Source organism: Streptococcus mitis, from assembly GCF_946190065.1.
Classification (GTDB): Bacteria; Bacillota; Bacilli; order Lactobacillales; family Streptococcaceae; genus Streptococcus; species Streptococcus mitis_DE.
In genome coordinates, this window is the sequence record NZ_CAMHZD010000019.1 from 17,622 (window position 1) to 38,964 (window position 21,343).

Sequence of the window (21,343 nt, forward strand, 5' to 3'; positions counted from 1 at the left end):
CATGCTTTTCTGGCTTATTTTTTAGCTTCCCAGACCATATCATACCAGGTTTCTCCTGCAAAGGTTGACTGGGACAAGCCTTCATTGACAAATCCATGCTTTTCGTAGTAGGCGATGAGATAGTCATGACAGGTTAGGTTAATGCCTTCTCTTTCGTGTTCAAGAGCCAGTTCTTTCAAAGCTGTTAGCAATTTCTGACCCAGTCCTAGTCTCTGTGCTTCCTTGGCAATAGACAGGCAGGTCACAGAGATATATCCACCAGGCTCATGACTATGGTCTTCTATCTCCTCTGTAAAAGACTGGTCTTGCAGATGGCGGTGTGGTCCAACTGGCCCTTCTATATAACCAATAATCTTACCCTCTTTTTCTGCAACCAGAAAAGAGGTCTGAATTACTCGCAAATGCGCCTCAAAAACAGAGCGAGTAATGGCTTCTTCAAGTGAGAAATTTTCTAGTTCAATCTCAACGATACGATCTAAATCTTCTAATCTTGCTTTCCTAATTTTCATTGTGCCTCCAGATAAAAAGGATTAAACCAAATCATACTAAAACCTTGACTAGCTGCATAAAGCGCAGTTCCTTCTTCTTCATCAATAAAACCGTTCATTTCAAAATAGGAAAGTAGCTCATCAGGACTCTTCAAACGAATAGCTTTGTAATCCTGCTCAACAGCCACCTCTTTTAAAGCCGCAAGAAGAAGCATGCCCAAGCCCTGTCTCTGATGGTCAGTATCAATGACTAAAGAATGTACTTCTAGACATTTCGGATTGTGTGGGTAAGGACCACCTAGAACATAGCCCAGAAGCTGATTTTCATCCCTAGCTAGAAGAAAGGTATCCGCAGACTTACGGATACTTTCTTCTAAGATATGGGAAGTCAGCTGTTTTTCAGCTGGAAAAGATGAGGTCTGCAGTGCCTCTATCTCAGGTAAATCAGACTTATTTGCCCGAATGATCTTAATTGGAGTTTCCATGTGGATAGCCTATTGAACATTGCTTGTCAAATTAGACAAGAGACGTTCAAATGAATATTCATAGGTTTGGATGTCCCCTGCTCCCATAAAGACATAAACAGCATTGTCATGGTCTAGGAGTGGAGAAACATTTTCAACAGTAATGACTTGGTGTTTCTTGTTGATTTTATTGGCTAGGTCTTCTACCTTAACATCGCCGTGGTCTACTTCACGGGCAGAGCCATAAATTTGAGCTAGGTAAACTGCATCCGCTTGGTTCAAAGCGTGGGCAAATTCGTCCAACAAGGCAATGGTTCTTGTAAAAGTATGCGGTTGGAAGATTGCTACTATCTCTTTGCTTGGATATTTTTGACGAGCCGCATCCAAGGTCGCAATGATTTCTGTTGGATGGTGGGCAAAGTCATCGATAATCACTGTGTCATTAACAATTTTCTCAGTGAAACGACGCTTAACACCGGCAAATGTTTTCAAGTGTTCACGCACCAAGTTCAAATCAAATCCTGCTGTGTAAAGAAGACCAATAACGGCTGTCGCATTCATGATATTGTGACGACCAAAGGTTGGAATGTGGAATTGCCCCAATTCTTGTCCACGGAAGTGAACAGTGAAGGTTGAACCAGTTGTTGAACGAAGAAGATCACTAGCGACAAAGTCATTACCTTCTGCTTCAAAACCATAATAATAAATTGGTGCATCAGACGTAATCTTACGCAATTCAGCATCTTCACCATAGACAAAGAGACCCTTGGTAATTTGCTTAGCATAGTCGTTAAAGGCATTGAAAACATCCTCTAGACTTGTGAAATAGTCTGGATGGTCAAAGTCAATATTGGTGATAATAGAGTATTCTGGGTGGTAAGGCATGAAGTGGCGCTCATATTCGTCAGATTCAAAGACAAAATATTTGGCATTGGCTGAACCACGGCCTGTCCCATCTCCAATCAAGAAGCTAGTATCTGTGATATGAGACAAGACATGAGACAACATACCCGTTGTTGAAGTTTTTCCGTGCGCTCCAGCAACTCCCATGCTAACAAAGTCGCGCATAAAGCTACCTAGGAACTCATGGTAGCGTTTGTAGCTAATGCCATTTTGGTCCGCATAGGCAATTTCGACGTTGTTATCTGGACGAAAGGCATTTCCAGCGATAATTTCCATATCACCGTCTAGATTCTTTTCATCAAAAGGAAGAATAGTAATCCCTGCCTGCTCAAGACCACGTTGAGTAAAGTAGTACTTTTCAACATCTGATCCCTGTACCTTATGCCCCATTTGGTGCAACATCAAGGCCAAGGCACTCATACCTGATCCTTTAATTCCGATAAAATGATATGTCTTTGACATGTTTTCTCCCCTATTCCGTAATTCTTGTCAGATTCAACTCTTGGGCAACCTGACGTTCTTGTTCTTTTTGTTGATTCTTTTTATTGTAGATTTGGCTCTTCTTCAGAAAATCATAATTGTTTTTCTTTGGGCCTGAAGTTTCTTTTGGCTCAGCTTGAGTCGAAATATTGTTCACTTCTTCCGCCAAGATGTAATGAGACTGGGTCAATTTTTGACTATATTTAACAAATTCACCAGGATTTTCCTTTTGGAAAGGCGCAGTAGGTTGATTGCCCTGTCTATCCAAACGTTGCTGAGAAGGGCGCCTTGTAGGAGTAATATCCTTAGTCAGATAACTTGCTGAGCGTTTCTTTTTCAGGTCCGCACGCGCTTCTTCACGCGCCACCTCCGCATAGCTCTTTCCTTCTCTCTTAACTCCTAAACCAGACTTCTTAGGTTTCTCTACTGGCTTTTCAATGGGTTTGACTGGTTTTTCTTCAGTAATAAGGGCCCAATCCAGATAATTCTTATCACGGTATTCTCCCTTGATATTACTGATAAAGTCAGATTCATCATAGAGGTCCATAACCGGCATCTCAGTCAGCATGACCTCATCATCTGAGACCAATGGAAATCGTTCTTCTCTCATTTTCTATTTCCTTTCAACACTTCATTATAGCGTATTGTCTTGATTTTTCAAGTGCTGGCTTCAGAAATTCCCAAAATTTCTCTAATTTCTGCTAGGGTCAGACTGCCACGTGACTCTGTGCCGTCCAATACTTGTGACACCAGATGTTTCTTCTGTTCTTGAAGTTCCTGAATTTTTTCTTCAATGGTTCCCTTGGTCACCAAGCGATAGACCTCAACCGTTTCTTCCTGACCCATCCGATGGGCACGGCCAATAGCTTGCGCTTCCACCGCAGGATTCCACCAAAGGTCAACCAAAATCACTGTATCAGCACCGGTCAGGTTCAGACCAACACCACCTGCCTTAAGGGAAATCAGAAAGGCATCTCTCTCCCCTTGGTTAAAGGCCTTAGTCATGTCTTGTCTATCCTTGGCTAGTGTTGACCCTGTAATTTTAAAGGAAGTCAAGCCCAAGTCTGGTAGTTCTTGTTCAATTTTCTCCAACATTCCCTTGAACTGCGAGAAAATCAAGACACGGTGTCCACCGTCTGCCACCTGTACCAGCAGATCTCGTAGACTATCCAGTTTACCACTGGCACCCTGATAATCCTCCATAAAGAGGGCAGGGGTGTCACAGATTTGACGCAAGCGCATCAGACCAGACAAGATTTCCACTCGATTTCGTTGGAATTCCTGGTCTGACACTTGAGCCAGTCGTTCCCGCATCTGTTGTAACTGGGCTAGATAGATAGCCTTTTGCTGGTCTTCCAGTTCATTCTTATAAACGACTTCTATCAAATCTGGCAATTCAGTCAGAACTTCTTCTTTCTTGCGTCGCATAACGAAAGGCTTGATAAACTGAGCTACTCGCTCAGCTGGCAATTTCATAAATTCTTTCTTACTTGGCAGAAGTCCTGGCATGACGATTTGGAAAATAGACCACAGCTCACCCAGATGGTTTTCAATAGGAGTTCCTGACAGGGCAAAGACCGACGGTACTACAAATTGTCTCAAGGTCTGGGCAATCTTGGTCTGGGCATTTTTCATGACCTGAGCTTCATCTAAGAAAAGGAAGTCAAAGGCCATCCCCTGATAAAGATCACTGTCCTGACGGAAGGTAGCATAGCTCGTTACATAGATTTGATAGCTCTCGGAAAGTATCTCTTCACGACTTGCTTTCAAACCGTGAACAACAGCCACATCCAACTGTGGAGCAAATTTCTTAAATTCATCTGCCCAGTTGTAAATCAAACCCGACGGAGCGAGAATCAAAACCCGACTTTCTTTTGTCACTTGACTAGTCAAAAAAGCAATGGTCTGCAGGGTTTTACCCAACCCCATATCATCAGCCAAAATCCCACCAAAACCATAATGATGGAGCATTTGCAACCAGCCGATTCCCTTTCCCTGATAATCTCGTAAATCAGCCTGAACCTGAGTTGCTTGTCGTGGGAAGTCCTCTGGATGCGTTAAATCCTGGGCCAAATTCTGGAATTCTTGTGAAAAAGAAACACGGTCACGCCCTTCAAAAAGATGAGCTAAACTATAGGCCAAGGATTTTCGAGCCTGCAAGGTCCCATCTTTTAATTCAAACTGTCCTAGTTCCTGTAGATTTTGGCGAATTTTCTTGGTTTCGTCATCGAAAAAGTAGACTTGATTGGACGAATCAATGTAAAAATCTTGGTTGGCAACCAAGGCCTGCATGGCTTGGTCAATTTCCTCTTGGGCAATATCTTGAAAATCAAACTGGATTTCCAAGAGACCTCCCTTAGAAGCAATCTGCACTTGAGGACTCGCTAGGCTATAAAGTTCTTCTAGCTTGTCTGATAGGTCAACATGCCCGAGTTTTTCAAATATTGGAATGATTTCATGGAAGAAATGATAGACAGACTCCGCTTTTAAGGCCTGACGCCAAGATTGAAAATCTACTTCAAAGCCTGCCACCAAACAGACTTGGAAAATTTTTTCTTCTAAGTTAGCATCACTCGAAAATGGCAATTCTTCTAGCTCTTGTCGGCTAGATACCTGCTTATCTCCATAATCAAACTGGATTTCTAGACGAATCCGGTTATCCTCTTCCCTGTCAAAGTAAAAAAAGGGAGCAAAAGTTTTGATTTGTAAGCGTTCTGGAGCTGAAATAGTGCCCATCTGGCCAAAGAGAGTCAGACAGGAAGCCAATTTATCGCGGTCACTGCTATCAAATTGTAGGTATTTCTTTCCATGTTGATCCACAGGCAGCGTTTTGATTTCTTTGAGAAGACGCACCTGCTGGTCGGTTAGAAAATAAACCTGTCCTTTATGGAATAGCACAGCTCCCTGATAAAAGACATTGGCCCTAGGGCTCTCGCTGATTTCCATTTCAAAATAGTCAGAGTATTCTGTTACTGTAAAGGCAAATAAATTGGCATCCGCATTCATATCCTGAAAGAGCAGTGTTTGGTAGCTATCCACTTGATGGTCAAATTGAAAATGGGGCAGAGTCATCAGTAAATTCACACCCTGCTCAAAAAAGGTCAGAGGGAAAAAAAGGTGTCGGCCTTGATTTTGGAAAAAGAGGTCTGGAGTTAGTCCTTCCTCCACTAGTCCCCGCAAGAAAGTAAGAAGCTCTTGACTTGCCTCATCAAAGTCTTCCAAAGACAGAGACTCCTCATAAGTTTTACCAATCATATAAGGTTTTCTCTGCTCGACAACCCTTAAAAAGAGTGGAATGTCCCGAATGACATAGTATTTTTGGCTATTGATTTGCCCGATTCTAAGGGTCCACAAGATATGATTGGTTCCTGCTTCCACTTGCCCCACAGCCGATAATTCATAGGCACGTTCTGCTTTTGGAGGCAAGATTCGGTCCAAAAATTTGCCACCCAAGGTTACCTTGGTTTCAACGGCCTCTTTTTCTTCATGACCTTCTTCCAGACTTTGCAAGATTTCCTGACCACGCTCATCATTTTTCAGAAAATGCTCCAGCGCCGCCAAGTGCACACAGTAGCCCCTCTTTTGGAAAAAATCGCAGGCACAAAAAACCAAATCATCCTCTAAACTATAGCGCAGTTCTTCTTCTGCAACGCGAGCGTAGAGCCGATTGTTCTTTTCCTTGATGATGTCAACTTTACCAGTTTCATAAAGGGCAACGCCTTCGATACGGACTTTCCCCGGAATCAATTTAGCCATATTTCTACCTTTACCTTATCTTTTTATTATACCATATTTTCGCCTATGAAAATAGCCTCCTAGGAAGACTTTTCTCCTAGAAGGCTGGATGTTTAAAGTTTGGCAAAAGTCGCCACAATCCGCTGACAAACTTCTTGCAACAGAGTTTTAGGCATGGCTACATTGAGGCGGGCATGGAGACTTCCTTCCTCCCCAAAATCCAAACCACGGTTGAGGATAACCTTAGCTTCATTTCTCAACAGCTCTTGCAATCTTTCATCAGTCAGGTCATAGGCTGAAAAATCAAGCCAAATCAAGTAGGTTCCTTGCGGTTTCATAACCTTGATTTTAGTCTCTTTTCCAAATAAATCCACCACATAATTGATGTGGTCTTCAAAGACTTGCTTGAGTTCCTCTAACCAATCTTTACCGTATCGATAGGCAGCTTCTGTCGCCAAATAACCCAAGCCTGAAATTTCATGCTGGTTATTGGCCAACTGGCGTTTCTGGTAAGCCAGTCTCAACTTATGATTTTCAATAACTGCATATGAATTTTTTGTTCCAGCGATGTTAAAGGTTTTAGTGGCACTAGTCAAGACAATAGCAAAATCTTTGAAGGCAGGATTAATGGTATTGAAAGAATGGTGTTTGTGACCAAAGAGGGCCAAATCTTGGTGAATCTCGTCCGAAACCAAGAAAACACCGTGTTTCTGGCAGAGTTGGCCAATCTTTTCCAAGACTTCTTTTTCCCAAACACGTCCACCAGGATTGTGAGGGTTGCAGAGGATATAAAGTTTGACATCCTCTTCCACCAAATCCTTCTCCAGTTGGTCAAAGTCAATCTCAAACAGACCATCCTTTTCCACCAAAGAATTGGTAATCAATCTACGATTGTTCAACTTGACACTGCGAGCAAAAGGTGGATAGACAGGCGTGTTAATCAAAACAGCCTCGCCTTCTTTTGTAAAGGCTTGAATAGCTGTTGAGATGGCCGGTACCACACCCTCGATAAAGACAAGAGCCTCTTTGTCAAAGTGATAACCATGTTGTGTAGCTTCCCACTTTTGAACTTCCTTAATTAACTCTTCACTAGCATAAGTATAACCATAAACCAGTTGATCAGCGTAAGTTTGCACGGCTTGGCGGATTTCAGGCAAGACCACAAAGTCCATATCCGCTATCCAAGCTGGTAGAACTTCGCTATCCGTTTCCGCCTCTTTCCATTTATAGGTATGATGCCCTAAACGATTGGGCAGGCTTGTAAAATCATATTTTCCCATCTTTATCTTATCCTTCTAATGCTTGGCGCAAATCTGCAATCAAATCTCTAGCATCCTCAATCCCAATTGACAAGCGCAAGAGGTCATCTGTCAAACCATAAGAATGGCGCACTTCTGCTGGAATATCGGCATGAGTTTGTGTCGTTGGATAAGTAATAAGACTTTCCACCCCACCCAAACTTTCCGCAAAAGAGAAGACCTTGAGGCCGTTCAAAATATGAGGAATACGTTTTTCATCTGCTACTTTAAAAGAAATCATCCCTCCACGCCCAGTGTATAGAACTTCCTTAACTGCTGGAGAATCCTTCAAAAAAGCAACCACTTCTTGAGCATTGGCTGTTGAGCGTTCCATACGAAGAGACAAGGTCTTGAGACCACGAATCAACTGGTAGCTGTCAAATGGAGACAAGACTGCTCCTGTCGTATTAAGATTGTAGAAAAGCTTCTCGTATAGTTCTAAACTATTGGTCACAACCACTCCAGCCAAGACATCATTGTGGCCTGCTAGATACTTGGTTGCTGAATGAAGGACGATATCTGCTCCATCTTCAATCGGACGTTGGTAAATAGGGCTATAGAAGGTATTGTCCACCACCACTTTGGCACCCTTGGCATGGGCCAATTTTGCTAGTTTTTCAATATCAAATTCCAACATCAAAGGGTTGGTTGGGGTTTCGATATAGAGAACATCCACATCCTCCTCTAACTCGGAAATCAACTCTTCTTCTGTATTGGCATAGGTAAAATGGAAACGGCCTTCCTGCTCCACTTGGTTAAACCAGCGGAAAGAACCACCGTAAAGGTCACGAACAGCCAAGACCTTACTTCCTACTGGAAAGACGCTAAAAGCTAAAACAATAGCTGACATTCCTGAGCTAGTCGCTAGGGCATAATCTGCTGACTCAATAGCCGCCAAGACTTCTTCAGCCTTACTACGAGTTGGGTTTTTAGTACGTGTATAGTCAAATCCAGTAGATTTGCCAAACTCTGGATGCTGATAGGTCGTTGAAAAATGAAGCGGTGTCACCAAGGCACCTGTCGCTTCATCTGACTTAATACCCGCCTGGGCCAAAATTGTGTTGATGTGTAATTCTTTGCTCATACAATACCTCCAAATCTATAGTAACTATTGTACCACTTATTTGCATCAACTCATTTTCTTCTTTTCAAGAGCTAGTTATAGTTTCAAACTATAGACTTATCGAGTAAAGCTAAAAAGAATCCAGAAAAGCTTCCAGATCCTTTTGTGACGATGATTGCTAAGGTTTACTTTGACTGAAAGAAATCGTGTTGGGCTAAATAGTCATAATGGTCTTTGTTAAATTGATACTGACCCACATGCTGACTAATCTGACCGACATCCACAGAAAAAATATAGGCTTCATTTTGATAGTTCCAGTTCAGCCTAACTGTATTCAAGGCTGTCTGATAAGTAAAATCTTTAACGTCATCCCAAGGCATCTCGAGGACTTGATTAGAACGATTTTCAATTACATCACTGATGTCCATCAAGCAAATCCCCTTAGGTATGAATGCCAGAATCTTAGGCTTCACACTCGACTGAACGTAGTAGGAACCACCTATAATGAAAAAATCAATAAAGGATTTCAACCATGTCTTTTTCTTGAAAGCCATCAGAAAATTCTTTTGCCCTTCAATGTGGCAAGTTGAGAGAAATGATTCAATCTGTTTTTCTGTTGCAAACTCCATAATAGCGCCCATGACCTTACCTCCATAACGATTAGTAAATAGGCAGATAAGCACTCTTCGTATAAAAGAAGGACTTATCATTTGTTGCGTTTTATCTTACTTTTACAGTAGATAGCATCCCTCCTATAACATTACCCTAGCATGTGCATACTTCCATTAACGCTGGAAGAGACTTTCGAAAATAGTTTCTCACGTTTTTGTTATATTCATTATAACATAAATTTAATAAACCAATTAAAAAATGTAAGCACTTTTCTTCCAAATTTGCCATCATTCTATTAAAAAACGACAGTTTCCTTCGAAACCATCGTTTTTCTTGAAAAATCCCTATTTCACATGTTTTGCTAATTCTTCTTGGGCCTTTTTATTAGATTCTTCTTTTTCTTTCAACCATTTTTCTTTGGCTTTTTCATATTCGTCTTTTGTAACTGTCTTATCTTGTAATTTGAGGTATTTATATGATTCAACCCCTTTATTACCAGCCAATGAATATGGTGTTGAGAAAGGAACGATTTTTCTCAATGTTGGTGTTCCACCCAGTGAAACATTTGGAATTGCTAGAGAGCTATCTACTAACCAAGCTTGGGCATCTGCATATTTTTCATAACGTTTAGCTGGATCTTGCTCCTTATTGGCTTCTTCCAACATTTGAGTATAGACATCTAGCCCAACAGCCTTGGCCTTATCATTGGCTTCACCTGGTTCTAAACCTAGATTTTGCAACACTCCACCAGAATTAATATTAAAAATATCAAGGTAGCTTGATGGATCTTGATAGTCTGCGCTCCAGCCACCGTTGTAAAGATCATAATCCTTCTGAGCTGCAGTCTGAGCTAAATAGCTTGTATTATCAAAGTCTTCAGTAGAGAGTTGGTGAACATCAATCACAACATTATCTGCCCCCAAGACAGATTCAATTGATTGTTTCATGGAATTGATTCCTTGAATTTCTGCCTTATTGGTCAAATCTACAGTTTTATCTAAGTGGATAGGGAATTGAACTCCTTTAGCTTGGAGTTCTTTCTTAGCTTCAGCAAATTTAGCCTTGGCTTTGTCAGGATTGTAGTATGGATCTTGGGCATCTGCAAAGTTAATTCCTTGCCATTCCTTACCGTAATTAACCATCTTAGAGGCTACTACTTCACCAAAGTCTTTGCCATTGATACTTACGAAGTTTGGAGGAACGACTAGGTTACGCAAAATCTTAGTTGCACCATCCTCTCCTTGGGATTGAGCCCCGTAAGCTGTACGGTCATAGGCAAAGTTAATGGCTTGACGGAAGTTTTTATTAAGAACCGCTTCCTGAGTCGATTCTTTTCAGCATCACTTGTCTTAGAAGTGAATTTATAAGATTTTCTATCCAGGTTAAAGTTTAAGAAATAAGAAGTGGCATCTTGCAAGCTATAGATGATATTATCCTTATTCTTTTCTTTAATCCCTTCAAAGCTTGAACTATTTGGATAGAGACGAGCGTAGCTATAAGCTCCCTCGACAAAGTTACGAGCTAGTGCATCTTGGTCACTACCATCATAATAGGCCAATTTCACATCATCTACAAAGACATTTTTAGCATCCCAGTAGTTCGGATTTTTCTTGAATTCAATAACAGATTTTGAAACAAAGGATTTCATCAAGAACGGTCCATTGTACAATATGCTAGATGGGTCTACCTTCCCAAAATCATCACCTTTTGATTTCAAGAAATCAGCGTTAACAGGGAAGAGAATGGTTGATGTTGTTTTTGAATTCCAGTAAGATTCTGGTCGTGTCAAGGTATATTGAACAGTTTGGTCATCAATCGCCTTAACACCTACAGTTGAAAAGTCAGTTGTTTTCCCGTTGATATAGTCATCCAAACCAGCAACAGAGTCTTGAACTAGGTACAAGGCTTCTGATTTTTTATCAGCTGCATACTTAAGACCAGTTATAAAATCTTGAGCAGTTACAGGAGCATATTCATCTCCATCTGCAGTATACCATTTAGCATCTTTACGCAGTTTATAGGTATAGGTCAAACCGTCTTGAGAAACACTCCAATCCTCTGCCAAGGATGGAATATAGTTCCCATACTGGTCATTTTCCATAAGACCATCTACCAGATTAGTGATAATATCATTAGTTGTCGCACGGTTTTCTGCTAGATAGTTAAAACTTGACGGATCGCTAGAATAAACATAGTTATATGTTTTTGACCCTGTGCTAGAATTTCCACACGCGCTTAATAAAATACCTGCACTTAAAACGATACCTGCAAGCGTTGCATACTTGGCTTTAGACTTTTTCATCTCCAGAACCTCCTGATTTAAATATTTGTCTTATTATACAACTCATGTTTTATTTAGTCAATAGATTTTTTGAAAAAATTAATCATTACATCTACAAACTATAGAAATTATTCTACAAAATAATAAAAAAGAGAATAATTTAAGCATTCCATGATAGAAATGTTCAAATTATCCCTTTTATTTATGAAAAATTATTGAGAAATTCTTAATTTTGCTCTTAGGCGATTAGCTTGGGCTTGTCCAATCACCTTGTCTAATAGACGGGTACGAAGACTCAAGAATCCGTAAACTCCTCCCCCCATGGCACCGACAAGAGCTACGTATAGGAAACTCCACAAACGTCCACTTGGTTGGAAAACAAATCCTAAAATCCACTGCAATGTCCCAACTACTAGAAACATGAAAAGAGTTAACAAACTGATTAAAATGGTTCGCTTCAAAATCACCTTGCGCTTAACACCTGTTACCTTACAAATATCCCGATACATCAAAACATTAGGAATAATGAGTCCGATGGTTGTTGAAATCAAAGGTCCATAACTGTGGAAGAGAGCGATGGTTGGAAGTTGCAAGACCAGCTTGGCAATGGAACCATAGATAAAATAGAGAACTGCCTTGCGATTTCGGAACATAGCTTGAAGCATGGGAGACAAGACCATGTACAAGCCTAAAATAGTAGACTGCAAAACTGCAAAGACAAACAAGCCCATAGCCAAACTATCTGGCTTGCCATAGAAGACAGTATAGAGAGGTTCTCCTACCATGACTACTCCAACCGTTGCAGGCAGCAGGAATAAGAAAAGCATGGTAATGCTGTCCTGAACTAGACGAGAAGCCGCCTTCAAGTCTCCCTTGACATAGTTTTCAGTCAAAAGTGGCAAGCCTACACTCCCAATCGAAACCCCAACAGAAATCAAAATCATAGTGATTTTATTAGGATTAGCTGAGAAATAAGAAAACATGACAACCAAGTCTTCATTACTATAGTTGGTAAACCAACTCATACTATTGATAAAGGTCATCTGGTCCAAAATCTGGAAAAGCTGGATAGCAGACCCTGTCAGGATAAAAGGAATGGCTTCCTTAATGGTGTCGACCAAAAGACGCTTGCTGTTTATCTTATCTCCTGTTTCAAGGACTCTTTTAAGTAATCCTTCTTTGGCAAGGAAATAGATCAAAACTGCAAAACTAGCTACCATGCCGACAAAGGCAGCAAATGTGGATTGGGTAACCGCTGCTAGATAATCCCCTGAACCCATTTTCATAATCATAAAGGTAGCTAAGAGCATCCAGATAACACGAATGACCTGCTCAGCGATTTGGCTCATGGCATAAGGTTTCAGGTTATTCATCCCTTGGAAGAAACCTCGAATCACACTCATAGATGGGAAAATCAAGACCGCCCAAGCCAAGCTCTGCATGATTGGTATCAGGTCTTTCCCTACACCCGACAAATCTGCTAGCCAAGGAGCAAAGACATACAAGACTAAAGCAAAAACTAGACCTAGTCCTGTCATAAAGCCTAAAAAGCTCCGAATCAGGGCAAAGCTATGCTCTTCTTCTCGCATAGTATTATACTTGGCAACTTGCTTGGCCACCGCAACTGGAATACCCGCTGTTGAAATCAGCAAGAACCAGGCATAGATATTGTAGCCCATGGTAAAGAGACCATTTGCTGTAGCCGCATAAGACCCCATCCATATATACCAAGGGATGATATAAATGGCACCGAGTAGACGACTGATAAAGTTACTAGCCGTTAGCCAAGCAGTCCCCCGTAACATCTGGGCCTGCTGGTGATTGTTTTCGTTAGACATAGATTCCTCGTTTAATTTTAAAATCACTAGGAAAAATTCCTCATCTTCCATTATAAACTTTTCCTTGTCACTTGTAAATTTACGACTTTCGGTTTACAATAGAAAGTATGATTAAGATTGAAACCGTATTAGATATTTTAAAGAAAGATGGTCTCTTCCGTGAGATTATCGACCAAGGACATTATCACTACAACTACAGCCATGTCGTATTTGACACCATCTGCTATGATAGCCGCAAGGCCAAAGAGAAGAGCATCTTTTTCGTCAAGGGTGCTGCCTTTAAAAAGGAATTTCTGATTTCTGCCATCTCTCAAGGCCTCGGTTGGTATGTGGCTGAAGAAGACTATGAAGTTGGTATTCCTGCTATTATCGTCAGCGATATCAAGAAAGCCATGAGTTTGGTAGCTATGGAATTTTATGGCAATCCACAGAAAAAACTCAAACTCCTTGCCTTTACTGGTACTAAGGGTAAAACAACAGCAGCCTACTTCGCCTATAACATTTTATCTCAAGGGCATCGACCTGCTATGCTCTCGACCATGAATACAACTCTAGATGGCAAGAGTTTCTTTAAGTCTGCATTAACAACCCCTGAGAGTATTGACCTCTTTGATATGATGAATCAAGCTGTGCAAAATGGCCGTACTCACCTCATTATGGAAGTATCCAGTCAGGCCTATCTGGTCAAACGTGTCTATGGTCTAACCTTTGATGTGGGAGTTTTCCTCAATATCAGCCCCGACCATATCGGCCCGATTGAACACCCTAGCTTTGAAGACTACTTCTACCACAAGCGTCTCTTGATGAAAAATAGCCGAGCAGTCATCATTAACAGTGACATGGACCACTTCTCTGTACTAAAAGAACAGGTGGAAGATCAAGACCATGATTTCTACGGTAGCCAGTCTGATAACCAAATCGAGAATTCCAAAGCCTTTAGTTTTTCAGCTAGTGGTAAACTCGCTGGAGATTATGCTATCCAACTGATTGGGCACTTCAATCAAGAAAATGCCGTTGCTGCTGGACTTGCTTGCCTTCGTCTCGGAGCTAGTCTTGAGGACATAAAAAAAGGAATCGCTGCAACCCGTGTTCCTGGTCGTATGGAAGTCCTCACTCAGAAAAATGGAGCCAAGGTTTTTATCGACTATGCCCACAATGGTGACAGTCTGAAAAAACTAATCAATGTTGTAGAAACTCATCAAACTGGAAAGATTGCTCTGGTCTTAGGTTCGACAGGAAATAAGGGAGAAAGTCGTCGCAAGGACTTTGGCCTCCTCCTCAATCAACACCCTGAGATTCAAGTCTTTTTGACTGCTGATGACCCTAACTATGAAGACCCAATGGCCATTGCAGATGAAATTAGTAGCTACATCAATCATCCTGTTGAAAAAATTGCAGATCGCCAAGAAGCCATCAGGGCAGCGATGACTATCACAAGTCAAGAATTAGATGCAGTTATTATCGCCGGTAAGGGAGCCGATTGCTACCAAATCGTCCAAGGAAAGAAAGAAGCCTATCCAGGAGATGCAGCCGTAGCAGAAAATTATTTATAAGGATCGTAAAAAAATCAAGGGAAACGAAACCCTTGATTTTTTCTATTTTTATTTAAAAGCGTTTTTCAAACCTTCAACGGCACCTTCTACAGCACCTTTAGCATCTTCAACTACTTCTTTTGCCTTAGCAACTGTCTTTTCTACAGCGCCTTCCGCTTCAGTCTTGCCATCTCCAGTAACTTTACCAAATCCTTCTTTGATAGCGCCTGTTGCTTGTTCCAATTTGTTTTCAAGTGACATATGATTGTCTCCTTTAGTTTATTCCGATATGTGTTACCGGTTACATATAGTTTATACTTAATCCTAAAGAAAGTCAAACAATGTGCTCAGAAAAAAGAAATTAGGCCAAGTAGAAAGTTAATCTTTCCTTATCCAAATCGATAGCCAACTCATACTTTCCATCTTCATTTTGGACAATATAACCTAGGACAACTAAACTGTCCACAAAGATATCACGGCGTTTCTGCATAAGCTGGTCTTTTTTGAGAAATTTCAACAAAAAAGTCGTCATATATTTGAGAGCATACTCAGGATTAACATCTCCCAAAATGTCATAGAGTTCCTGCTGTTTTTCTGTCAAAGGATACTGATGTTTGACCTTGTAGAAATAATTGGACAGGGTCATTTTTGATCTCGCAAAGTCCGTCTTTTCAACTAAAATAGCTGCATTGGTTTGATTTCGTAATTCCGTCTCAAAACTCTGCTCTAACAAGGCTTGATAGGCCGGACTATCTTCGCTGACAAAAATCTCTTGATCCAGTTCGAGACTATCGAGTGATTCAAGCATAGGAAGATTAAGGTAATAACGCTTATTTTCTCGTAGAATCAAACCTGCCTTTATATACTCTTCCATGAGTTTATCGACTGCAACATCTGGAAATTGAGCCTTAATTTCTCGCAAAATCACATCCTCATGCTGGTCTAGATAGCGGATCAATTCTCTAAAAAATGGCTGTCTCGTCAAACGAGATGGATTAAAAATCTGAATCATGAAGATTCCTTTCTTTACATTCTAACAGAGGCGATGCTGCCAACTGACTAGGATTGGTCCCAGCTTGGTTCAAAGGAACAGGCAGACCTAGTTCTCTGTAATACTCTCTCCAAAAATCACTAATCTCCTGCTCCCCATCTCCAAATTTCATGGGAATCGTTTCAAAAATCGGTAGGATTTCTGCCATGTACTGGGAACAGTAGAAACCAGGTCCAGCTGGATAGAAAGAAGCATTGTAGGGTGTTCCTAGATGTTTGCAAGCTTTTTCCTTCACAGACTGGATATCCATTTCTGGGTAGAAATAGAGGTCGTACAAGTGATTGGACTCAAAGAAGTCTACTGGTTCCTGACAGACAACACCATCCTGTCCACTAGCGTGGTAAATCATCCCATCCAAACAAATCGCAACATGGTTATAGTTGCCTGTGGAAGTCTGGATGGCCTGTCCTATATCTGACTCATCTCTCACAAAAATCATACTCTTCGAAAATCAAATTCAAACCACGTCAGCGTCGCCTTACCGTACTCAAGTACAGCTTGCGGCTAGCTTCCTAGTTTGCTCTTTGATTTTCATTGAGTATCAAATCGCCATTTTCTAACATGCTTCACTCCTAGAAAAAAAGGAGCCGAAACTCCTTTCGATATAAGGCAAACTAGCCTTTCCTAATTTGAATTAACACTCAAAATCTTAAGCATTGAAGCTTTCAGTCAATTGAGGTACCACTTGTTTCTTACGTGAAACAGCACCAGCAAGGAAGGCATGATTGTTTTCAAGTTTGAAGTTGAAGGCTGCTTCAACCTTGTCCATGTTAGCACCAAGTGCTAGGATTTCTGAGTTTGAGTTGACGATATCTGTAATCATCAAGACAAAGTCAGAATAACCATTTGCTGCGTTAGCGGCTTGCATTGCAGCTTCAATTTCTGCTTGACGTTCCAATACTTCAGCGATGTCAACTGAGTTTACTTGAGCAACACGGACATTATTTCCGTTCAATTCAAAAGTCTTAGCATCGATATCAATCAATTCTTCAGCAGATTTGCTAGCCAAGTTTGTACCAGCTTTCAACATAGCTAAACCATATTCTTCCAAGTTGACACCAGCCAATTCAGCTAATTCAGGAGCAAGGACTGTATCTGTTGGGTGTGTTGTTGGTGATTTCAAAAGAAGGGTATCTGAAATCAAACCTGAAAGCATCAAACCTGCAATCTCTTTAGGCACAGCTACACCATGTTCTTTGAACATACGGTAAACGATTGAAGACGCTGAACCAACTGGCTCCAAACGCATGTAGAGTGGGCTTGCAGTTTCAAAGTTAGCCACACGGTGGTGGTCTACAACACCATAAACTTCTACTTCAGCGATATCTGATACAGATTGTTGGAATTCATTGTGGTCAGTCAGGATAACTTGCTCTGCACCTTCTGCTTTAGCAGAAGTGATAACACGCGGTGCTTCCACACCAAAATAGTTCAAGACAAAGGCTGTTTCTTCATTTGGAGTTCCAAGGGCAACAGCTTCCGTATCCAAACCGTAAGCTTCTTTTGCAAGGTAGGCAAAGGCTACAGATGACCCAATGGCATCTGAGTCTGGATTTTGGTGACCAAATACTAGAATCTTAGACATGATAATACCTCATTTTGTTTATTCTCTTTATTGTAGCATTTTTTTCGCTTTTTGACAAAAGTAAGAGGAGTCAAAGGACTCCTCTTACTCTTCAAAATAACTGAGTAAATTTCTATCTTGATTTTCAGATAAAAATCTTTCCTTCTGTGGCCTCTTCTTACGCTTGAGAAGGGATTCTGCAGACATAGCTTCTTCCTTACTGGCAAAACCTTGAGCATAGATAAGTTTGACTGGCAAGCGAGCTCGTGTATATTTGGCTCCCTTCCCACTATTATGAACAGCGAGGCGTTTTTTCACATCAGTCGTATATCCTGTATAGTAGGAACCATCACGGCACTCAAGCACATACATATAAGCCTTATGATCCATAATAAATCTCTTCAAGTTCCGGCGTATAGGAACCATCATCATTGTGGACAATGAGAGGAGGCAAGACCTTAAAACCACTTGTTGAGCCATCCTTGATAGCTTCAATCAAGAGCATGTTAGCTTCCTTTTCTCTTTTTGGATAAACAAACTGCAGACGCTTAGGTGCTAGATTATGCCGTTGAAACATGTCCAAAATATCCAAGAGTCGATCAGGACGATGAACCATGGCCAAACGCCCATTAGATTTGAGAATACTTTGGGCACTACGACAGATTTCTTCCAAATTGGTCGTGATTTCATGCCGCGCCAAGAGATAATGCTCGCTATCATTTAAGTTTGAATGAGGATCCACCTTGAAATAGGGCGGATTACACAAAATCAGATCCACCTTACTTCCCTGAATGTATGCAGGCATATTTTTCAAATCATCACATATGACCTGCATCTGCTCTTCCAAATCATTCAAACGGACAGAGCGTTCAGCCATATCTGCCAAACGCTCCTGAATCTCAACTGCCAAAATCTGTGCCTGAGTACGAGTGCTGGCAAAAAGTCCCACTGCTCCATTCCCAGTACAGAAATCCACAATCAAGCCCTTCTTAGGAAAACGTGGAAATCGTGACAAGAGAACACTATCCACTGAATAGCTAAAAACCTCTCTATTTTGAATGATTTTGATATCTGTCGAAAAGAGCTGGTTAATGCGCTCCCCTGATTTTAATAATTGTTCTTCTTCCATGGTCTTATTATAGCAGATTTATATTAACATTACAAAAGATAGAGGTTTCTAACTAGTGCTTCTGATTCTTCAAATGTTGAAGGGCTTCCTTGGTCCAAATTGGCATCATTCGTTTGAGAGGAGCAAAACCGTAGTTAAAACGGTCGCTTGAAAAGCGTCTCCGTCTCAGAAACTGGTGCTTTTCTTCCTCCAAAGTGCGGATAGAAAGACTAGCTTTCCCTGTAAATTCATCTAAATCTACTACTTGAACTTGAACCTCTTCATCGACTTTCAAGGCTTCTTGGATATTTTCAATAAAGCCTGTCCGAATCTCTGAAATGTGAATCAGTCCCGTATCACCCGTTTCTAGCTCAACAAAGGCACCGTAGGGCTGAATCCCTGTAATACGGCCCTTTAGCTTGTCACCGATTTTCATCTTAGTCCTCGATTTCAATTGTTTCAATAACGACATCTTCAACTGGCTTGTCCATAGCTCCAGTCTCAACAGTAGCAATGGCATCCAAAACAGCGTAAGAAGCTTCATCAGCTAGCTGACCAAATACAGTATGACGACGGTCTAGGTGAGGTGTCCCACCTTGCTCTGCATAGATTTCCGCAATCGGTTCTGGCCAACCACCACGAGCAATCTCCTTTTTAGAATAAGGCAGGTGTTGATTTTGCACAATAAAGAACTGGCTACCGTTGGTATTTGGCCCAGCATTAGCCATGGAAAGGGCACCACGGATATTGTAAAGTTCTTCTGAGAATTCATCCTCAAATGATTCGCCGTAGATTGACTCGCCACCCATACCAGTTCCAGTTGGGTCTCCACCTTGGATCATAAAGTCCTTGATAATACGGTGGAAAATGACACCATCATAATAGCCATCTTTAGAAAGAGCTACAAAGTTAGCCACTGTTTTAGGAGCATGTTCAGGGAAGAGCTTGATACGCAAGTCTCCGTGATTGGTCTTAATAGTCGCGATAGGACCTTCTACTGTTTCAATGTCTACTTGTGGGAAATGCAATTCTTTTTCTACCATACCAAATCCTTCTAAGGCATCAAAAATGCCATCTTCTTCTAATGTTTTTGTAATATAATCTGCTTTTTCTTTGATGTTATCATGAGAAATTCCCATGGCAACGCTGATTCCAGCATAATCAAAGAGTTCCAAGTCATTGAGTCCATCTCCAAAGACCATGACATTCTCTGGTTTCAATCCTAGGTGTTCCACAACCTTTTCCACCCCCGTCGCTTTGGAGCCTGAAATCGGCACAATATCAGACGAATGTTGATGCCAACGAACCATGCGAAGTTTGTCAGAGAGACTGTCAGGTAAGTGCAAGTCATCTCCTTTATCTTCAAAGGTCCACATTTGATAGATGTCTTCTTTCTCATGGAAATCAGGATCCACATCCAAATCAGGGTAAATTGGATTGATTGCCTCACTAATCATATCGGTGCGAGTCGACAACTTGGCATCATGACTCCCAACCAAACCATACTCAATTCCCTCTTGCTTGGCCCAAGAGATATACTCCTCAACATCTGACTTCTCAATCTGATGTTGATAAATAACCTGACCTTTTTTATCTTCGATGTAGGCCCCATTTAAGGTTACAAAAAAGTCAGGATTGAGTTCACGAATCTCTGGCACAACACCAAAAATCCCTCGTCCAGAAGCAATACCTGTCAAGATTCCTTTCTCACGTAGTTGCTTAAAGACAGTTGGGATTGAAGCTGGAATAAAACCTGTCTTGGAATTTCTCAATGTATCATCAATATCAAAAAAGACAATCTTGATCTTCTTTGCCTTGTATCTTAATTTGGCATCCATCTCACTACCTCTTTCAATCTAACTCTTTCCATTATACCATAAAGTAGGCAAATCCCCTATTTTCAAAAAGTTTCCAGTTTTATTGTAAGTCTTTGGATAAGTATAAAACTAAATCATTATTATTTTGACAACTTGCACCCATTTCTAGCAGTTTATTTCTATACCATAAACCCGTCCCATCTGGAATGTAGCCCCGTCTGATATACAATCTCTGGGCAGGGCCATAGCCCAAGTGCAAACCTACACCAAGAGTGACCTTACTCGAAACAAACTTGACTCGTTTTTCTGCTTCTTCTAGCAGTTGATTCCCAATCCCTTGATTTCGAAAAGGCTCAAACACATTAAAATCTGATAATTCTGGATAGACTTCTGCAAAAGGACCATGTTTAGCAAAGGGCAAAATGGTAACGTAGCCCGCTACAGCACCATCAATCTCTGCAACTGAGACTTCTCTCTCCCCACTTTCCTGTTCCAGAAAATATCTAGCCAACATTTCCTCTCTACCAGGCCAACCTTGATTCATAAATCCATGAGATAAGGATTCAATATCAGACTTAATCATATTTCTAATCGTACAATTCATCTTTGACTTACCCACCTTTACTCTTTTTATTACCATTATAGCACGCCAAGGTCAGAAAAAAACTATCTCGTGAAAAAGACCCACCCAGGTCTTAATTCACTTTCTTGTTTTCAAACTCATGAAAAAGAGGTCCATCCGGACCCAACTCGCTCTCTCATTTCAATGCTCGTGAAAAAAAGACCCTTCAGGGTCTTTATTCGCTTTCTTGTCTCCAAGCTCATGAAAAAGAGGTTCACCCGGACCTCTTTTTTAATCTTCGTTTACGAAAGGCATCAAAGCCATTACGCGAGCGCGTTTGATAGCTGTTGTTACTTTACGTTGGTTTTTAGCTGAAGTTCCTGTTACACGACGAGGAAGGATTTTCCCACGTTCTGAAACGAAACGGCTAAGAAGCTCAGTATCTTTGTAATCAACATATTCAATTTTGTTTGCTGCGATGTAATCAACTTTTTTACGGCGTTTGAATCCGCCACGACGTTGTTGAGCCATGTTTTTTCTCCTTTAT

The 21,343-nt window shown here is 41.0% G+C and carries 20 protein-coding genes and 1 pseudogene; 1 reads left to right on the top strand and 20 read right to left on the bottom strand.

Annotated elements, in window-relative coordinates:
* Nucleotides 1-14 precede the first annotated feature (14 nt).
* The 10 genes and pseudogenes from OCF96_RS08410 to OCF96_RS08455 form a co-directional block, all read right to left on the bottom strand.
* Nucleotides 15-509 (bottom strand): GNAT family N-acetyltransferase, encoded by a 495-nt coding sequence (locus tag OCF96_RS08410; protein ID WP_084926844.1) that lies wholly within the window; start codon nt 507-509, stop codon nt 15-17.
* Nucleotides 506-973, bottom strand: coding sequence for a GNAT family N-acetyltransferase (locus OCF96_RS08415; protein WP_084926843.1), 468 nt, complete (start codon nt 971-973; stop codon nt 506-508). The genes OCF96_RS08410 and OCF96_RS08415 overlap by 4 nt, the downstream gene beginning before the upstream one ends.
* Before the next feature lie 9 nt (nt 974-982).
* Nucleotides 983-2,317, bottom strand: a complete 1,335-nt coding sequence (gene murC, locus OCF96_RS08420; protein WP_033689108.1) for a UDP-N-acetylmuramate--L-alanine ligase — start codon at nt 2,315-2,317, stop codon at nt 983-985.
* A 10-nt stretch (nt 2,318-2,327) separates the two neighbouring features.
* Nucleotides 2,328-2,945 (bottom strand): divisome accessory protein ZapJ, encoded by a 618-nt coding sequence (locus tag OCF96_RS08425; protein WP_261446911.1) that lies wholly within the window; start codon nt 2,943-2,945, stop codon nt 2,328-2,330.
* Nucleotides 2,946-2,992: 47 nt separating this feature from the next.
* Complete coding sequence (locus OCF96_RS08430; RefSeq protein ID WP_261446912.1) at nt 2,993-6,091, bottom strand: pilus expression-regulating Snf2 family helicase; 3,099 nt, start codon at nt 6,089-6,091, stop codon at nt 2,993-2,995.
* A 92-nt stretch (nt 6,092-6,183) separates the two neighbouring features.
* Nucleotides 6,184-7,350, bottom strand: coding sequence for a MalY/PatB family protein (locus tag OCF96_RS08435; protein WP_261446913.1), 1,167 nt, complete (start codon nt 7,348-7,350; stop codon nt 6,184-6,186).
* 7 nt (nt 7,351-7,357) lie between these two features.
* Entirely contained in the window at nt 7,358-8,452 is a 1,095-nt protein-coding gene (locus OCF96_RS08440; protein ID WP_261446914.1) for a cystathionine gamma-synthase, read from the bottom strand.
* A 164-nt stretch (nt 8,453-8,616) separates the two neighbouring features.
* Nucleotides 8,617-9,072 (bottom strand): hypothetical protein, encoded by a 456-nt coding sequence (locus tag OCF96_RS08445; RefSeq protein ID WP_261446915.1) that lies wholly within the window; start codon nt 9,070-9,072, stop codon nt 8,617-8,619.
* Nucleotides 9,073-9,387: 315 nt separating this feature from the next.
* Nucleotides 9,388-11,345, bottom strand: a pseudogene (locus tag OCF96_RS08450) (peptide ABC transporter substrate-binding protein).
* A 191-nt stretch (nt 11,346-11,536) separates the two neighbouring features.
* On the bottom strand, nt 11,537-13,162 hold the full coding sequence (locus tag OCF96_RS08455; protein ID WP_261446927.1) for a putative polysaccharide biosynthesis protein: 1,626 nt from the start codon (nt 13,160-13,162) through the stop codon (nt 11,537-11,539).
* Between the two features lie 107 nt (nt 13,163-13,269).
* Between OCF96_RS08455 and OCF96_RS08460 the strand changes: the two genes are divergently transcribed.
* Nucleotides 13,270-14,715 (top strand): UDP-N-acetylmuramoyl-L-alanyl-D-glutamate--L-lysine ligase, encoded by a 1,446-nt coding sequence (locus tag OCF96_RS08460; protein ID WP_261446916.1) that lies wholly within the window; start codon nt 13,270-13,272, stop codon nt 14,713-14,715.
* A 48-nt stretch (nt 14,716-14,763) separates the two neighbouring features.
* On the opposite strand, the gene OCF96_RS08465 is transcribed toward OCF96_RS08460, so the two are convergent.
* The 10 genes from OCF96_RS08465 to rpsR all read right to left on the bottom strand — a co-directional run bounded on the left by OCF96_RS08465 (nt 14,764) and on the right by rpsR (nt 21,327).
* Nucleotides 14,764-14,955 (bottom strand): CsbD family protein, encoded by a 192-nt coding sequence (locus OCF96_RS08465; RefSeq protein WP_000051182.1) that lies wholly within the window; start codon nt 14,953-14,955, stop codon nt 14,764-14,766.
* 100 nt (nt 14,956-15,055) lie between these two features.
* Nucleotides 15,056-15,706 (bottom strand): DUF1803 domain-containing protein, encoded by a 651-nt coding sequence (locus OCF96_RS08470; protein WP_261020847.1) that lies wholly within the window; start codon nt 15,704-15,706, stop codon nt 15,056-15,058.
* Entirely contained in the window at nt 15,690-16,184 is a 495-nt protein-coding gene (locus OCF96_RS08475) for a C40 family peptidase (protein ID WP_261039862.1), read from the bottom strand. The genes OCF96_RS08470 and OCF96_RS08475 overlap by 17 nt, the downstream gene beginning before the upstream one ends.
* A gap of 210 nt (nt 16,185-16,394) precedes the next feature.
* Nucleotides 16,395-17,330, bottom strand: coding sequence for a manganese-dependent inorganic pyrophosphatase (locus OCF96_RS08480; RefSeq protein ID WP_261039865.1), 936 nt, complete (start codon nt 17,328-17,330; stop codon nt 16,395-16,397).
* An 84-nt stretch (nt 17,331-17,414) separates the two neighbouring features.
* Nucleotides 17,415-17,699, bottom strand: coding sequence for a GIY-YIG nuclease family protein (locus OCF96_RS08485; RefSeq protein ID WP_261446917.1), 285 nt, complete (start codon nt 17,697-17,699; stop codon nt 17,415-17,417).
* Nucleotides 17,689-18,438, bottom strand: a complete 750-nt coding sequence (locus tag OCF96_RS08490; RefSeq protein WP_261446918.1) for a tRNA1(Val) (adenine(37)-N6)-methyltransferase — start codon at nt 18,436-18,438, stop codon at nt 17,689-17,691. The genes OCF96_RS08485 and OCF96_RS08490 overlap by 11 nt, the downstream gene beginning before the upstream one ends.
* Nucleotides 18,439-18,490: 52 nt before the next feature.
* The gene (locus tag OCF96_RS08495) at nt 18,491-18,853 is read right to left on the bottom strand and encodes a S1 RNA-binding domain-containing protein (protein WP_261446919.1); all 363 of its coding nucleotides are present in this window, start codon (nt 18,851-18,853) and stop codon (nt 18,491-18,493) included.
* A 1-nt stretch (nt 18,854) separates the two neighbouring features.
* Complete coding sequence (locus tag OCF96_RS08500) at nt 18,855-20,255, bottom strand: bifunctional Cof-type HAD-IIB family hydrolase/peptidylprolyl isomerase (protein WP_261446920.1); 1,401 nt, start codon at nt 20,253-20,255, stop codon at nt 18,855-18,857.
* A 79-nt stretch (nt 20,256-20,334) separates the two neighbouring features.
* A complete protein-coding gene (locus OCF96_RS08505; protein ID WP_261446921.1) occupies nt 20,335-20,838 on the bottom strand; it encodes a GNAT family N-acetyltransferase in 504 nt (167 codons plus the stop codon).
* A gap of 249 nt (nt 20,839-21,087) precedes the next feature.
* The gene (rpsR, locus tag OCF96_RS08510; RefSeq protein WP_000068664.1) at nt 21,088-21,327 is read right to left on the bottom strand and encodes a 30S ribosomal protein S18; all 240 of its coding nucleotides are present in this window, start codon (nt 21,325-21,327) and stop codon (nt 21,088-21,090) included.
* Nucleotides 21,328-21,343: the final 16 nt, after the last annotated feature.

Coding starts and splice junctions, on each gene's coding strand:
- OCF96_RS08410 (WP_084926844.1), bottom strand. CDS start 509: ATGAAAATTAGGAAAGCAAGATTAGAAGATTTAGATCGTATCGTTGAG.
- OCF96_RS08415 (WP_084926843.1), bottom strand. CDS start 973: ATGGAAACTCCAATTAAGATCATTCGGGCAAATAAGTCTGATTTACCT.
- murC (WP_033689108.1), bottom strand. CDS start 2,317: ATGTCAAAGACATATCATTTTATCGGAATTAAAGGATCAGGTATGAGT.
- OCF96_RS08425 (WP_261446911.1), bottom strand. CDS start 2,945: ATGAGAGAAGAACGATTTCCATTGGTCTCAGATGATGAGGTCATGCTG.
- OCF96_RS08430 (WP_261446912.1), bottom strand. CDS start 6,091: ATGGCTAAATTGATTCCGGGGAAAGTCCGTATCGAAGGCGTTGCCCTT.
- OCF96_RS08435 (WP_261446913.1), bottom strand. CDS start 7,350: ATGGGAAAATATGATTTTACAAGCCTGCCCAATCGTTTAGGGCATCAT.
- OCF96_RS08440 (WP_261446914.1), bottom strand. CDS start 8,452: ATGAGCAAAGAATTACACATCAACACAATTTTGGCCCAGGCGGGTATT.
- OCF96_RS08445 (WP_261446915.1), bottom strand. CDS start 9,072: ATGGGCGCTATTATGGAGTTTGCAACAGAAAAACAGATTGAATCATTT.
- OCF96_RS08455 (WP_261446927.1), bottom strand. CDS start 13,162: ATGTCTAACGAAAACAATCACCAGCAGGCCCAGATGTTACGGGGGACT.
- OCF96_RS08460 (WP_261446916.1), top strand. CDS start 13,270: ATGATTAAGATTGAAACCGTATTAGATATTTTAAAGAAAGATGGTCTC.
- OCF96_RS08465 (WP_000051182.1), bottom strand. CDS start 14,955: ATGTCACTTGAAAACAAATTGGAACAAGCAACAGGCGCTATCAAAGAA.
- OCF96_RS08470 (WP_261020847.1), bottom strand. CDS start 15,706: ATGATTCAGATTTTTAATCCATCTCGTTTGACGAGACAGCCATTTTTT.
- OCF96_RS08475 (WP_261039862.1), bottom strand. CDS start 16,184: ATGATTTTTGTGAGAGATGAGTCAGATATAGGACAGGCCATCCAGACT.
- OCF96_RS08480 (WP_261039865.1), bottom strand. CDS start 17,330: ATGTCTAAGATTCTAGTATTTGGTCACCAAAATCCAGACTCAGATGCC.
- OCF96_RS08485 (WP_261446917.1), bottom strand. CDS start 17,699: ATGGATCATAAGGCTTATATGTATGTGCTTGAGTGCCGTGATGGTTCC.
- OCF96_RS08490 (WP_261446918.1), bottom strand. CDS start 18,438: ATGGAAGAAGAACAATTATTAAAATCAGGGGAGCGCATTAACCAGCTC.
- OCF96_RS08495 (WP_261446919.1), bottom strand. CDS start 18,853: ATGAAAATCGGTGACAAGCTAAAGGGCCGTATTACAGGGATTCAGCCC.
- OCF96_RS08500 (WP_261446920.1), bottom strand. CDS start 20,255: ATGGATGCCAAATTAAGATACAAGGCAAAGAAGATCAAGATTGTCTTT.
- OCF96_RS08505 (WP_261446921.1), bottom strand. CDS start 20,838: ATGAATTGTACGATTAGAAATATGATTAAGTCTGATATTGAATCCTTA.
- rpsR (WP_000068664.1), bottom strand. CDS start 21,327: ATGGCTCAACAACGTCGTGGCGGATTCAAACGCCGTAAAAAAGTTGAT.